14 protein-coding genes are annotated in these 12671 nt (G+C 69.2%); 6 read left to right on the top strand and 8 right to left on the bottom strand.

Features of this window, described 5'->3' with window-relative positions; genetic code table 11:
* Positions 1-127 precede the first annotated feature (127 nt).
* The gene (locus tag AB0F72_RS37355; RefSeq protein WP_360442197.1) at positions 128-373 is read left to right on the top strand and encodes a DUF2630 family protein; all 246 of its coding nucleotides are present in this window, start codon (positions 128-130) and stop codon (positions 371-373) included.
* Positions 374-440: 67 nt separating this feature from the next.
* Here AB0F72_RS37355 and AB0F72_RS37350 read toward each other — a convergent pair whose 3' ends face one another.
* Together AB0F72_RS37350 and AB0F72_RS37345 are read right to left on the bottom strand one after the other, a co-directional pair.
* Positions 441-1325, bottom strand: coding sequence for an RIO1 family regulatory kinase/ATPase (locus AB0F72_RS37350; RefSeq protein ID WP_360442283.1), 885 nt, complete (start codon positions 1323-1325; stop codon positions 441-443).
* A gap of 177 nt (positions 1326-1502) precedes the next feature.
* The gene (locus AB0F72_RS37345; RefSeq protein WP_360442194.1) at positions 1503-2150 is read right to left on the bottom strand and encodes an HAD family hydrolase; all 648 of its coding nucleotides are present in this window, start codon (positions 2148-2150) and stop codon (positions 1503-1505) included.
* Positions 2151-2313: 163 nt separating this feature from the next.
* Here AB0F72_RS37345 and AB0F72_RS37340 point away from each other — a divergent pair, with 163 nt between their 5' ends.
* From AB0F72_RS37340 to mug, 3 genes are read left to right on the top strand one after another with little or no spacing between them, the layout of a single operon-like run.
* Positions 2314-2892: a TetR/AcrR family transcriptional regulator gene (locus tag AB0F72_RS37340; RefSeq protein ID WP_014441764.1), complete on the top strand. Its 579-nt coding sequence runs from the start codon at positions 2314-2316 to the stop codon at positions 2890-2892.
* A 30-nt stretch (positions 2893-2922) separates the two neighbouring features.
* Positions 2923-3684 carry an SDR family oxidoreductase gene (locus tag AB0F72_RS37335; RefSeq protein WP_360442190.1) on the top strand — a complete coding sequence of 254 codons (762 nt, stop codon included), beginning with the start codon at positions 2923-2925 and terminating at the stop codon, positions 3682-3684.
* Positions 3681-4238, top strand: coding sequence for a G/U mismatch-specific DNA glycosylase (gene mug, locus AB0F72_RS37330; RefSeq protein WP_360442187.1), 558 nt, complete (start codon positions 3681-3683; stop codon positions 4236-4238). Before AB0F72_RS37335 ends, mug begins: the two co-directional genes overlap by 4 nt.
* Here the strand turns inward: mug and AB0F72_RS37325 are convergent.
* The 5 genes from AB0F72_RS37325 to AB0F72_RS37305 form a co-directional block, all read right to left on the bottom strand.
* Positions 4235-4450 (bottom strand): hypothetical protein, encoded by a 216-nt coding sequence (locus tag AB0F72_RS37325; RefSeq protein WP_360442184.1) that lies wholly within the window; start codon positions 4448-4450, stop codon positions 4235-4237. The genes mug and AB0F72_RS37325 overlap by 4 nt on opposite strands.
* Positions 4447-6375: an ABC transporter ATP-binding protein gene (locus tag AB0F72_RS37320; RefSeq protein ID WP_360442181.1), complete on the bottom strand. Its 1929-nt coding sequence runs from the start codon at positions 6373-6375 to the stop codon at positions 4447-4449. Before AB0F72_RS37320 ends, AB0F72_RS37325 begins: the two co-directional genes overlap by 4 nt.
* Before the next feature lie 111 nt (positions 6376-6486).
* Positions 6487-7275, bottom strand: coding sequence for an enoyl-CoA hydratase/isomerase family protein (locus AB0F72_RS37315; RefSeq protein ID WP_360442178.1), 789 nt, complete (start codon positions 7273-7275; stop codon positions 6487-6489).
* On the bottom strand, positions 7272-7499 hold the full coding sequence (locus tag AB0F72_RS37310) for a helix-turn-helix domain-containing protein (RefSeq protein ID WP_014441759.1): 228 nt from the start codon (positions 7497-7499) through the stop codon (positions 7272-7274). The genes AB0F72_RS37315 and AB0F72_RS37310 overlap by 4 nt, the downstream gene beginning before the upstream one ends.
* A gap of 448 nt (positions 7500-7947) precedes the next feature.
* On the bottom strand, positions 7948-9552 hold the full coding sequence (locus AB0F72_RS37305) for an ABC-F family ATP-binding cassette domain-containing protein (protein ID WP_360442175.1): 1605 nt from the start codon (positions 9550-9552) through the stop codon (positions 7948-7950).
* A gap of 293 nt (positions 9553-9845) precedes the next feature.
* Here AB0F72_RS37305 and AB0F72_RS37300 point away from each other — a divergent pair, with 293 nt between their 5' ends.
* Entirely contained in the window at positions 9846-10748 is a 903-nt protein-coding gene (locus AB0F72_RS37300) for a neutral zinc metallopeptidase (RefSeq protein WP_360442172.1), read from the top strand.
* A 44-nt stretch (positions 10749-10792) separates the two neighbouring features.
* Here AB0F72_RS37300 and AB0F72_RS37295 read toward each other — a convergent pair whose 3' ends face one another.
* Positions 10793-11425 carry an acVLRF1 family peptidyl-tRNA hydrolase gene (locus AB0F72_RS37295; protein WP_360442280.1) on the bottom strand — a complete coding sequence of 211 codons (633 nt, stop codon included), beginning with the start codon at positions 11423-11425 and terminating at the stop codon, positions 10793-10795.
* A 328-nt stretch (positions 11426-11753) separates the two neighbouring features.
* On the opposite strand from AB0F72_RS37295, the gene AB0F72_RS37290 reads away from it, so the two are divergent.
* Positions 11754-12434: a DNA alkylation repair protein gene (locus AB0F72_RS37290; protein WP_360442169.1), complete on the top strand. Its 681-nt coding sequence runs from the start codon at positions 11754-11756 to the stop codon at positions 12432-12434.
* Positions 12435-12671: the final 237 nt, after the last annotated feature.

Genomic DNA, 12671 nt, shown 5'->3' with positions numbered 1-12671 from the left:
CCCGACTCCACACGCAGGCGGTGTCCCACCCTGCGTGGGGAGTTGGGGTGCCGCCTTGCGCGCGGCATGGCGGGGAACACGCAGGTGGGAGTCTCCGAAATCGGCCTCGGGTGAATAGGCTTCGGGAATGGATGACAAGACTGTGCTGAGCCGGATCCACGGCTTGGTCGAGGAGGAGCACGAGCTCCGCCAGCAGCTGAGCTCGGGCAAGATCTCCTCCGACGAGGAGCACGCCCGGCTGAAGAACCTTGAGGAAGCGCTGGACCAGTGCTGGGACCTGCTGCGCCGGCGGCGGGCGGCCCGCACGGCCGGGAACGACCCGGACGCCGAGCAGGCGCACGCCGTCAGCGAGGTGGAGAACTACCTCCAGTGACGCGGCCCCGGTCGCGGCCGCCGTGTACGCGGCGGCCGCGGGCCGGGAACCGGACGCCGGGCGGGCATCAGTGCAGGCCCGCCTCGTAGAGCAGCCGCTCGATCAGCGACTCCGGGTCGATGTCGAGCCCACGGGAGCGGAACCACGCGGCCACGTTGTTGACGTCCCGGGCGATGAACTCGCCGCCCCGCGGATTGGCGATCACGTCGACGATCTGCGGGAGGTCGATCAGCACGAGCCGTCCCCGGTGGACGAGCGTGTTGTAGGGCGACAGGTCCCCATGCGCCACCTGGGCACGTGCCAGCACGGACAACGCATCGGTCATCTGACGCCACAGGTCGGCCAGTTCGTCACGCTCGGCCCGTACCTGTGCCAGCCGTGGCGCCGCTTCCCCGGTCTCCCAGTCACCGACGAACTCCAGCATCACCTCGGTCCCGATGAGCTGGACCGGGTACGGCACGCAGACCAGCCCGCTCTCCTGGCCGATCTGCCAGAGGCGGCCGAGCGCGTCGAATTCGGCGGCCGCCCACTGCCCGGCGATCATCTCCTTGCCGAACGCGGTGCGGTTCGTCATGGCGCGCATCTCCCGGGAGCGCCGCACCCGGCGGCCTTCCAGGTAGCCGGCGTCGCGGTGGAACAGCCGGTGCTCGCCGTCCCGGTACCGCTTGGCGGCGATCATCGACGTCGCGCCGGTGGTGGGGTTGAACCGGCGAACCAGGAAGACGTCGGCTTCCTTGCCGGTTTTCAGGATGCCGAGCTCGGTGTCGACCGCGCCGTACTCGGTGAGCACCCAGTCGGGACGGGGCAGCGGACCGTGCAGAGCGCCGTCCCAGGTGGACCAGCGGTCGCCGATCTCAGGCAGGTCGGGATCTTCTTGCAGGACCGGCTCGAGCCGGCCGCGCTTCAGGAAGTCTGGTTCGTCGTCGTCGAACTTGCGGCGCCCACGCCGCATCGAGTGCTCGCGCACTGGAGGGTCTCCTCGGAGAAAGAAGGGAACTGGGAAAGCTGGACAGCAGGCATCACAAAGACAGCCATGGAGTCCACCCCCTTCTCTCTCGTAGGACCCGGGCACTTCCTCGGACCGGGCATAGGAAAGCAGCCGCCGAGCGGGCCGCGCAACCTATTTAATTCAGCGGCTCGCCATGATCGCCGAGATCCCCTGGATCACGTTGCCGACCACCTTCGTCGGGGCGAACCGGTTGTCCACCCACTCCCGCCCGCGATGCAGCCACACGCTCGGCAGCCCCATCGCGGCCGCGCCGCCGATGTCCGCCTCCGGGCTGTCGCCGACGATCCACGCTCCGGCGAGCCGCATCCGGACCCGCTGGGCGGCGAGCGCGAAGATCCGCGGGTTGGGTTTGCTCACCCCGCACTGCTCCGAGATCACCCAGTCGGCGACATAGCGATCCAGGCCGGTACGCCGGATCCGCGCCTCCTGTTGCTCGGCCGGCCCGTTCGTGACGACGACCGGGATCAGTCCCGCGTCACCGGCGATCTCGAGCGCGCAGCCCACCATCGGATCGAGGCGCTCGAACACCTGCGGCCCCGCGTTCAGCTCGTCGACCAGATCGATGGCCGGCACTCGTAGCTGGTAGCGGTCCTTGATCAGATCGGCCAGGTCCCATCGCGAGGTCAGTCCGTCGGCGTCCACCGAGACCAGCCACTCCAGATCCTCGTGCGGCGCGGCGATCTCGTCCAGAAAGCCTTTCGCCCACAGACGGAAGGCACCGCCGCGATCAAGCAGGGTGTCGTCCAGAGCGAGGAAGACTAGAGGCACGCGGGCACTTTACGGGAGACGCCACAGAACCGAACAGTCCAGGAGTGTTAACAAAGCCCTGGCAGGATGACGAAATTCGCATCATCCGTTCAGGGGACGGCCCGGCTTAGGAAGCCGTACGTACGGATTGCAAGACCGCACCGCCCCGTGACACGATCAGCCCGTGCCAAGGGTGAGTCAGGACCAGCTAGACGCACGTCGCCACGAGATTCTGAGCGCGGCTCGCGCCTGTTTCGCCAGGTTCGGCTACGAGGGGGCCACGGTCCGCCGCCTGGAAGAGGCGACGGGCATGTCCCGCGGAGCAATTTTCCACCATTTTCGCGACAAGGAATCGCTGTTCCTGGCCGTGGCCGAGGACGACGCCGCCACGATGGTGGAGACGGTCACCCGGAACGGCCTCGTCCAGGTGATGCGCGACCTCCTCGAACGCGCCGGCAACAGCGAGGGTGACACGGCCGGCTGGCTCGGCACCCAGCTGGAGGTGGCGCACCGGCTGCGGACCGATCCGGCATTCGCGAAACGCTGGTCCGAGCGGTCCGCCGCGATCGCCGACGCCACCCGGGAGCGGCTGGAGCGTCAGCGGGATGCCGGGGTGCTCCGTCAAGACGTACCCGTGGAAGTGTTGACCCAGTTCCTGGAGCTTGCTTACGACGGCCTGGTGCTGCACCTGGCCACCGGCCGCCCACCCGGTGAGCTCGCGCGGGTGCTGGACCTGGTCGAGGAAGCCGTCCGCCGGCACTGAGGACATTCAGCCGGGTGGCAGGATCGGGGTATGGATCTCGGACTGGCCGATCGCGTCTACATCCTCACCGGAGCCTCACGCGGGCTCGGCTTCGCCACCGCGCAGGCCCTCGTCGCCGACGGCGCCAAGGTGGTGATCTCGTCGCGGGACCCGGAGCGGGTCGCCGACGCTGTCGCTGACCTGGGCGGGTCCGAGCATGCCGCCGGTGTGGCCGCCGACCTCAGCGACCCGGCCACCCCGCGCGACCTCGTGGACCTGGCGACGGAACGGTTCGGGCGGGTCGACGGCGCGCTCGTCTCGGTCGGCGGGCCGACGCCGGGCACCGCCGCGAGCCTGACCGACGACCAGTGGCGGGACGCGTTCGACACGGTGTTCCTCGGTTCCGTCCGGGCGGCCCGCACGTTCGCCTCGGCGATGCCCGAGGGCGGCGCGATCGGGCTGGTCCTCTCCACCTCGGTGAAGACGCCGCTGGCCGGACTGGGACTCTCCAACGGCCTGCGCCCGGGGCTGGCGATGGCCGCGAAGGACATGGCCGACGAGTACGGCCCGCGAGGTATCCGGGTGCTCAGCATCCTGCCGGGCCGGTTCATGACCGACCGCAGCCGTGAGCTGTTCGCCGCCGCCGACGACCCGGCAGCGGCGACCGCCGAGGTGTCCGCGAGGATCCCGCTGCGCCGGATCGGCGAGCCCGCGGAGTACGGCCGGGTCGCCGCGTTCCTGCTCTCCCCCGCAGCGAGTTACGTGACGGGCGTGGCGGTGACCGTCGACGGCGGCTCCACCCGAACCCTGTGAAGCGCCCGACAGCGCGGCGGCCGAGCGCCGAGGAGGTCGCCGCGGCAGCCGGTCGGACCATTCCCGACCTGCTCGGACCCGGCCTGCGGGTGCTGTTCTCCGGCATCAACCCGAGCCTCTACTCGGCGGCGACCGGCCACCACTTCGCCCGCCCCGGCAACCGGTTCTGGCCCGCCCTGCACGGCGCCGGCTTCACCGACCGCCTGCTGCACCCCTCCGAGCAGCACCTCCTGCCGGCACTCGGGCTGGGTATCACCAACGTCGTCGCGCGGGCCACGGCCCGCGCCGACGAACTCTCGCCGGCCGAGCTCATCGAGGGCGGCAAGCTTTTGACCGATCGGGTACGGGACACCGCACCGCGTTACCTGGCAATCCTCGGCGTGACCGCGTACCGCGCCGCGTTCGGCCGCCCGAAGGCGAAGCTCGGCCCGCAGCCCGACGAGATCGGCGGGGTCCCGGTGTGGGTGCTGCCGAACCCGAGCGGCCTGAACGCCCATTTCCAGCTCCCGGCCCTGATCACTGAGTTCCGCCGGCTGAACGAGGCCACCGCCTAGAGATCACGGTCGTCGCCGGGCCGGGGCGGCAGCACCCGCTGCTCGTGGACGGCGGTCTCCCGCCGGAACCGATCAGCCGACGGATGCCACGCCTCGTCGATCGGTCCCATGACGCCGCCGCCGATGCCCTTGCCGCGGGCCCACCCGGCGAACCGCCAGAAGCCGTAGAGCAGCACCGCGACCACGACAGCGGTGATCAGCAGCCCGGTCACAGCTCGGGCACCCGCGCGGGAACGGTCAGCATCTCCACATCCTCCTCCGGATAGGCCGGTGAGGTGACAGCGAACTGGGTCCGGTACAGCTCCGAGTACAACCCGCCGGCCGTCATCAGCTCGGTGTGCCGCCCGCGCTCCACGATCCGCCCGTGGTCGAGCACCAGGATCTCGTCCGCGTCCCGGATCGTGGAGAGCCGGTGGGCGATCACCACGGCGGTCCGGCCGCGCAGCGCCGCGGCGAGCGCCCGCTGCACGGCCGCCTCGGACTCGCTGTCGAGGTGTGCGGTGGCCTCGTCGAGCACCACGATCGACGGCTGTTTCAGCAGGATCCGGGCGATCGCGATGCGCTGTTTCTCGCCGCCGGAGAACCGGTAGCCACGCTCACCCACCACCGTGTCGAGACCGTCCGGCAGGGCCCGCACCAGGTCGGCCACCTGTGCGCCCTCCAGCGCCGCCCACATCTGCTCCGCGGTGGCGCCGGGCGACGCGTACCGCAGGTTCTCGGCGATCGTCTCGTGGAACAGGTGCGAGTCCTGGGTGACGACGCCGATGGTGTCGCGCAGCGAGCCGAGCGTCGCGTCCCGCACGTCGACCCCGTCGATCAGCACCGCGCCGTCGCTGACGTCGTAGACCCGGGAGAGCAGCATCGACGTCGTCGACTTGCCGGCGCCGGACGGCCCGACCAGGGCGACCATGCGGCCGGGCTCGACGGTGAAGTCGACGCCGTCGAGGACGAGCTCGTTCTCCCGGCGGTCGAGCGCGGCGACGTCCTCCAGGGTGGCGAGCGAGACCTCGTCGGCGCTCGGGTACCGGAAGCGCACGTCACGGAACTCGATCCGCCCCGCCCCGGCCGGGATCGGCGTGGCGCCGGGTTTCTCCGCGATGCCGGGCGCCAGGTCGAGCACCTCGAAGACCCGGTCGAAGGAGACCAGCGCGCTCATCACGTCGACGCGGACGTTGCTGAGGGCGGTGAGCGGACCGTACAGCCGGGTGAGCAGCAGGGCCAGCGTCACGACGGTGCCGGCCGACACCTGCCCGCGAACCGCGAGCCAGCCGCCCAGCCCGTACGTCAGGGCCTGCGCGAGAGACGCCACCAGCAGCATCGCCACGAAGAACGTCCGCGAGAACATGGCCTGCTGCACGCCGATGTCGCGGACCCGCTCGGCGCGCTCACCGAACCGGGTCGCTTCCACGTCGGGACGGCCGAACAGCTTGACGAGCAGCGCGCCGGAGACGTTGAACCGCTCGGTCATCGTCGCGTTCATCTTGGCGTCGAGGTTGTAGGACTCCCGGGTGATCTCGGCGAGCCGGCTGCCGACCCGCCGCGCCGGGATGATGAAGACCGGCAGCAGCACCAGCGACAGCACGGTGATCTGCCAGGACAGCGTGAACATCACGGCGGCGGTCAGGACCAGCTGGATGACGTTGCTGAGCACCCCGGACAGCGTCGAGGTGAACGCCCGCTGCGCGCCCACCACGTCGTTGTTGAGGCGGCTGACAAGAGCGCCGGTCTGCGTACGCGTGAAGAACTGCAGTGGCATGCGCTGCACGTGGTCGAACACCCGGGTCCGCAGCGTGAGGATGATGCCCTCACCGATGCGTGCCGAGTACCACCTCTGGGCCAGCGAGAGCAGCGCGTCCGCGACGGCGAGTCCGGCGATCAGCAGGGCGAGCCGCACCACGGTGTCGGCCGCCTCGGGCCCGCCACCGGTGATCGCATTGATCACCTGGCCGGCGAGCAGCGGCGTGGCCACCCCGATGCCGGCCGCCACCACGACGGTCAGCAGGAAGACCGTGATGTCGCGCCGGTAGGGCCGGGCGAACCGTGTGATCCGGCGTGCCGTGCCGGGTTTGACCTGGTGTCGTTTCACCTGGTCGGAATTCTGGATCGAGCGCAGCATGGTCCAGCTGGGCATTGACATGCGTCACCTCCCGGGGCGTCGCTCGACGAGCAGCCCTGAGACTGCCACGTGGGTACGACATCACCCGGGAACGACAACCCGGGAGGTAAGGACGCTATTCCTGCCGCTGGATCACTCGCCGGCCCCCAGCAGATCGGCGAGGCGACGCGTCTGCGCCTCACGTTCCGCCCGGTCCTGCTCCGCGTACGACCGCTGGGGCGCGCCCGCGAGCAGAGCCTTGATCTCGGTGACCGCACCGCGATCCCCGGCGAGCACCGCGGCGGCCAGGTCGGACACCGCGGCATCCAGTTCGGCCCGTGGCACCACGGCGGTGGCCAGACCGATCCGGTCCGCCTCGTCCGCCGTGATCCGGCGACCGGTCACGCAGATCTCCAGCGCCCGGGACGGCCCGACCAGCTCGGTGAGCCGTTTCGTGCCGCCCAGGTCGGGCACCAGTCCGAGGGCCACCTCGGCCATCGAGAACCGCGCGTCGTCGCCGATGACACGCATGTCGCAGTTCAGCGCGAGCTGGAAGCCGGCGCCGATCGCATGTCCCTGAACAGCCGCGATTGTCACAATGGACGGACTGCGCAACCACGTGAACGCGGTCTGGAAGCCGGCAATCCGATCGGCACACTCGGCGGCGGACAACTGTGCCAACCGGCCCAGTGAAGAATCGCCGTCACCGCGTGCCACCGACAGATCCAGGCCCGCCGAAAAGGCGCGGCCCTCGGCTCGCACAATGACGACGCGTACGTCGCCCGGTAATTTTCGTGAAATGTTGCCGAGTTCCGTCCACATGGCCGGAGTCTGGGCATTGAGAACGGCGGGCCGGCACAACGTCACCGTCGCGACCGGCCCATCCTGTTCGTAGCGAACGCCTACTTCGTCGGTCACCGGCGCGGCGTTGCCGGTCGTCACGCCTTCTTGCGGCGGCGGGCGCCGCCACGCTGGCGCAACTGCACGCCCGATTCGGTGAGCACGCGGTGCACGAATCCGTAGGACCTTCCGGTGGATGCGGCCAGTGCCCGGATGCTCTCACCCGAGGTGTATCGCTTCACCAGGTCTTTGGCGAGCGACTGCCGCTCGCTACCGACGATTCGACGACCCTTCTCAGTACTGGTAGCTGTGCCAGTGGCTGCCATCTTGAATCCTCACGTCGCAGACAGTGCGGTCAGATACGGTCCCACCTATTACACCGTCTCCAACGATCATGCGCCAGGCATCTAGCGCTCGCGAACGTGCCCATTTATTACTGTCAGGAACTTGACGGTTACCACAGGCATCAATGTCAGACAGTTTGCTGCGGGCCGCCCGCGAGGCAATTCCGGTCCGCGCGTGATCGTCCGGCGCTCGCGCCAAGACCATCGATCACCTGCAGAAACACTCGATCGAGACGACCCCCAGGTGGGAGCCATGACCGCTCCGGAGGGTAAGTTGATCGCTCCGAAGGGTGACGGGCGAACGGGTCCGGCGCGACGCAAGCCGCGCCCGACCTGTTCACAAACGCCCGAACATCGCACTGTCTGTGTGGGCACCAGTTGACAACTGACGATGCGGTTGATCCTGGTGAAAAATCCAGAACGTGAACGCTCACGCCAGCTCGACGAGCTCCAGGAGGTCGTCGCTCCAGGCGTCCTCGTCGCCGTCCGGCAGCAGGATCGCCCGGTCCGGCTTGAGCGCCTGCACACAGCCGGCGTCGTGGGTGACCAGCACGATCGCGCCCGGATAGTTGGCGATGGCGTCGAGCACCTGCTCCCGGCTCACCGGGTCGAGGTTGTTCGTCGGCTCGTCGAGCAGCAGCACGTTCGCGCCGGAGCAGACGAGCGTGGCCAGGGCCAGCCGGGTCTTCTCGCCACCGGAGAGCACGCCGGCCGGCTTGTCGACGTCGTCACCGGAGAAGAGGAAGGCGCCCAGGATCTTCCGCAGCTCGGTGTCGGTCTGCTCGGAGGCGGCGCTGCGCATGTGATCGAGGATCGACCGATCCACGTCCAGCGTCTCGTGCTCCTGGGCGTAGTAGCCCAGCCGCAGGCCGTGACCCGGGCGCACCTCGCCGGTGTCCGGTTCCAGCAGGCCGCCGAGCATCCGCAGCAGCGTGGTCTTGCCGGCGCCGTTGAGGCCGAGGATGGCGACCCGGGAACCGCGGTCCACCGCCACGTCCACGTCCGTGAAGATCTCCAGCGATCCGTACGACTTCGAGAGGCCGGACGCGGTCAGCGGGGTCTTGCCGCACGGGGCCGGGCTCGGGAACCGGACCTTCGCCACCTTGTCCGACGCGCGGGTCTCTTCCAGGCCGCCGAGCAGTTTCTCGGCACGACGGGCCATGTTCTGCGCGGCGACCGTCTTCGTCGCCTTCGCCCGCATCTTGTCGGCCTGCGCCATCAGCGCGCCGGCCTTCTTCTCGGCGTTGGCCCGCTCCCGGCGGCGGCGGCGTTCGTCGGTCTCGCGCGCCTCCAGGTACGTCTTCCAGCCCATGTTGTACATGTCGACGACCGAGCGGTTCGCGTCCAGGTACCACACCTTGTTGACCGCGGCCTCGAGCAGCTCGACGTCGTGGCTGATCACGATGAGGCCGCCCTTGTGCTGCGCCATGTAGCCGCGCAGCCAGGCGATCGAGTCCTGGTCGAGGTGGTTGGTCGGCTCGTCGAGCAGCAGGATGCCCTTGCCGTTCTGCCCGGAGTTGGCGAACAGGATCCGGGCCAGCTCGATCCGGCGGCGCTGGCCACCGGAGAGCGTGCCGATGGTCTGCGCCAGCGCACGATCGGGCAGCCCCAGGTTCGCGCAGATCCGGGCGGCCTCGGCCTCGGCGCCGTACCCGCCCAGGGCGGAGAACTGGTCCTCCAGCTGGCCGTAACGCCGTACCAGCTTGTCGTCGGCGCTCTCCTCGAGTTCGACCTCGAGTTTCTGCATCTCGGCGAGAATGCTGTCCAGGCCGCGGGCGGAGAGGACGCGGTCGCGGCCGGTCACGTTCAGGTCGCCGGTCCGCGGGTCCTGCGGCAGGTATCCGATCTCGCTGGTCCGCTCGACGGTTCCCGCGTACGGAATCCCCTCGCCGGCCAGGACCTTCAGCGTGGTGGTCTTGCCTGCGCCGTTGCGGCCGACCAGGCCGATCCGGTCGCCGGGCTGCACCCGCAGCGTGGTCGGGGAGATCAGGATGCGCGCGCCGGCGCGGAGTTCGAGTCCGGTGGCGGTGATCATTGCAGTTCTCGCTCTCGGTGTTCGGGCTGACTCAGGGCGCAATAAAGCGCCGGCCTTCCGGGTGGAGGGTCGGCGCGGGGCAGGTCAGCCTTCGCAGAGCAGCACGCGGCCATACTACCGGGCTACCACGTGTGGCTCCCAACGAACCTTTTCAGCGCGACATCGAGCCCCGCACAGGCGGGCCATCGATCGGCGCCAGGCGCTGCCGGCCTCGTCTCGCTGAAAAGGTTCGCTCGATTAGTTCACAAGATCAACGGGTACCTGCCGGACAACCGTGGCGAAGGCAGGACGACATGGAACTCAATGAACGCGCCGACATCGACACCAGTCAGATCGAGGACGGGCGTCGCTCGGGCGGCGGCGGCATCGGCGGCTTGCCCATCGGTGGCGGCGGCCTGGCCGGCATCGTGGTCACCCTGGTCATCGCGCTGGTCGGCGGGTACTTCGGGATCAACACGATCGGCGGGGACGGCGGCAGCTCGTCCTCCGGCACGCCGCTGTCGGCGTGCACCGGCGACCAGAAGCTGCAGCAACTCGAGTGCCGCAACGGCCTCTACGTCACCTCGATCCAGGCGTACTGGCGCGACCAGCTGCCGGAATCGTTCGGCGAGCAGTACCAGCCGGCCGTGACGCACATCTTCGCCGACCGGGTCAGCACCGCGTGCGGCGCGGCGGACTCCGGCGTCGGACCGTTCTACTGTCCCGCCGACGACAAGGTCTACATCGATCTCAGCTTCTACCAGGTGCTGGCGAAGCAGCTCGGCGCGCCCGGCGAGTTCGCGCAGCCCTACGTGCTCGCCCACGAGTACGGCCACCACGTGCAGGACGTGCTCGGCACCGAGGCGGAGATGCGCCGCCGGCAGGAGCGCGACCCGTCCTCGCAGAACGAGGAGTCGGTGAAGCTGGAGCTCCAGGCCGACTGCTACGCCGGCGCGTGGGCGCACTCCGCGGCGAACACCACCGACAAGGACGGCGACAAGATCTTCACGAGCCTGACCGACCAGGACATCCAGGAAGGCATCCAGACAGCCGGGCAGATCGGTGACGACACGCTGCAGAAGAAGGGCGGCGGCGACGTCAACCCGGAGGAGTTCACCCACGGCTCGGCCGCGCAGCGCCAGCAGTGGTTCCGGGTCGGCTACGAATCCGGCGACCCGAAACAGTGCGACACGTTCAAGGCCGGCGCTGTCGGTTAAGGCGCTTCGATCAGAATCAGCTAAGGCTGGTTGATCACAATTGGCTAAGGCTCTTTGATCAGAATTGGCACGGCGCGAGCCGCGGCAACGGCGGACACCAGTACCGCATGCCGCGGCTCCGGTACATCCAGAAGCCGTCCGGCGCGCAACTCGGCGACCGGGGCCAGGTGCCGCAATGCCAGAATGGCGTCGACGGCCGAACGATCTCCTCCGGTAATGAGCGCGGCCAATGACCGTACCTGGGGAAGAAGAAGACGCTCGACGATGCCGGCGCCGTCCGCGGCCGCCGCTTTCGCCTGATTGTCCCGGCGGCGCGCGAAGCGCTGCTGGGACCAGCCACCCGCCGCGGTCCGCCCCTGCACGTAGTGCGTGTCCACCTTGGACGTGATCAGTTCCGGACCCTCAGCGATGCCGACCGCGACAGCGCCCTTCCGGGCGAGCAGCAGACCGAGCCGTCGCGGTGTCTGCGCTTGGAGAACCAGATCGGTCACCGTCGCGACCGGGCCGGCACCCGGGGGCACGCTCAGCGTCGCCGACGCACCGTCCGCGGCGATCAGGGTCAAACCCTCTTCCCGGTACGGGCCGTGGCGCGTCCCGAAATTCTCCAGCCACCGTGGCAGCCGTTCCGGAGCGACATCCACCCATTTCCCGCCGCCCGCGGCCGCTCGTTCACCCATTCTTGTCAGACTACGGCGCGTTCCCGCCGGGATCCGGGCGGACGGTCGGTGAGCCGTCGAGAGCAGCCCGCAGTTCCGGACGCCGGCGCCGTCGTTGGCGCCAGTGCGGCCGCTGACGCCGGTGACGCTGGCGCCGGTGCCGCTGACGCGGTGCCGCTGGCGCCGGTGCCGCTGGCGCCGGTGCCGGTGCCGGTGCCGTTCGCTGACGTCGCTGGCGCCGGTGCCGGTGCCGTCGCTGACGTCGCTGGCGCCGGTGCCGGTGCCGTCGCTGACGTCGCTGGCGCCGGTGCCGTCGCTGGCGCCGCGCAGGATGGCAGGATCGCAGGGCATGAGCGAACTCGCCGGAATCGTGATGGAACGCCTCACGTCCGAGTTCGAGGCGGCCCGTGATCCCGGGCGCGCGACGGGCATGGCCGCCTATATGCGCGACCAATTCCCGTTCATCGGATTGCCGGCCCCGATCCGCCGCGCCCGGGCCCGGGCCGCGCTGACCGGTCTGCGCGCACCCGATGCCGACGATCTGCGAGCGGTCGTGCTGGCCTGCTGGTCCCGGCCGGATCGAGAGTTCCAACAATTCGCCTGCGACTATCTGGCCGCCCATGTACGCGTGCCCGGCCCGCCGTTTCTCGACACGGTCGCCGAGCTGATCACGACGAAGTCGTGGTGGGACACGGTCGACACGCTCGCCACGCATGTCGTCGCCGGGCTGGTCCGGCGACATCCGCTGTTGACCGAACGCATGGACGAGTGGTCCCGTGCGGACGACATGTGGCTGGTGCGGACGGCGATCCTGTATCAGCTGCACTACGGCGAACTGACGGATACGTCGCGACTGTTCGGCTATTGCGAAGCCCAGGCCGGTCATCCCGATTTCTTCGTGCGCAAGGCGATCGGGTGGGCGCTGCGGCACTACGCACGGACCGACGCGGACGCGGTGCGCGCCTTTGTGGCAGCACACCGCGATCAGCTCTCCACCCTGTCGGTGCGAGAGGCCACCAAGCACCTCTGACCAGCAGGCCAGTCAACACAACGCCATTCGTCGCCACGTCAACATGACGAGACGAATCAAGTTGTCAACATGACGCCGCCCGTCAACACGTCTACGTGAAACCGCCGGTCAACACGTCAATACGACGCGGCCCGTCCAGATGTCAACGTGATGCCACCCATCAACACGACGCCATCCGTCAACACGACGCCACCCGTCAACACGACGCCACCCGTCAACATGATGGCGCTCGTCAAG

The organism is Actinoplanes sp. NPDC023936 (genome assembly GCF_040639325.1).
GTDB lineage: Bacteria > Actinomycetota > Actinomycetes > Mycobacteriales > Micromonosporaceae > Actinoplanes.
The sequence above is the reverse complement of the archived record's forward strand: the minus strand, read 5'-3'. Positions and strand labels throughout refer to the sequence as shown.

Excerpts from the sequence above, each read along its gene's own strand:
- AB0F72_RS37355 (WP_360442197.1), top strand. The coding sequence starts at position 128 with ATGGATGACAAGACTGTGCTGAGCCGGATCCACGGCTTGGTCGAGGAG.
- AB0F72_RS37350 (WP_360442283.1), bottom strand. The coding sequence starts at position 1,325 with ATGCGGCGTGGGCGCCGCAAGTTCGACGACGACGAACCAGACTTCCTG.
- AB0F72_RS37335 (WP_360442190.1), top strand. The coding sequence starts at position 2,923 with ATGGATCTCGGACTGGCCGATCGCGTCTACATCCTCACCGGAGCCTCA.
- AB0F72_RS37320 (WP_360442181.1), bottom strand. The coding sequence starts at position 6,375 with ATGTCAATGCCCAGCTGGACCATGCTGCGCTCGATCCAGAATTCCGAC.
- AB0F72_RS37310 (WP_014441759.1), bottom strand. The coding sequence starts at position 7,499 with ATGGCAGCCACTGGCACAGCTACCAGTACTGAGAAGGGTCGTCGAATC.
- AB0F72_RS37305 (WP_360442175.1), bottom strand. The coding sequence starts at position 9,552 with ATGATCACCGCCACCGGACTCGAACTCCGCGCCGGCGCGCGCATCCTG.
- AB0F72_RS37300 (WP_360442172.1), top strand. The coding sequence starts at position 9,846 with ATGGAACTCAATGAACGCGCCGACATCGACACCAGTCAGATCGAGGAC.
- AB0F72_RS37295 (WP_360442280.1), bottom strand. The coding sequence starts at position 11,425 with ATGGGTGAACGAGCGGCCGCGGGCGGCGGGAAATGGGTGGATGTCGCT.
- AB0F72_RS37290 (WP_360442169.1), top strand. The coding sequence starts at position 11,754 with ATGAGCGAACTCGCCGGAATCGTGATGGAACGCCTCACGTCCGAGTTC.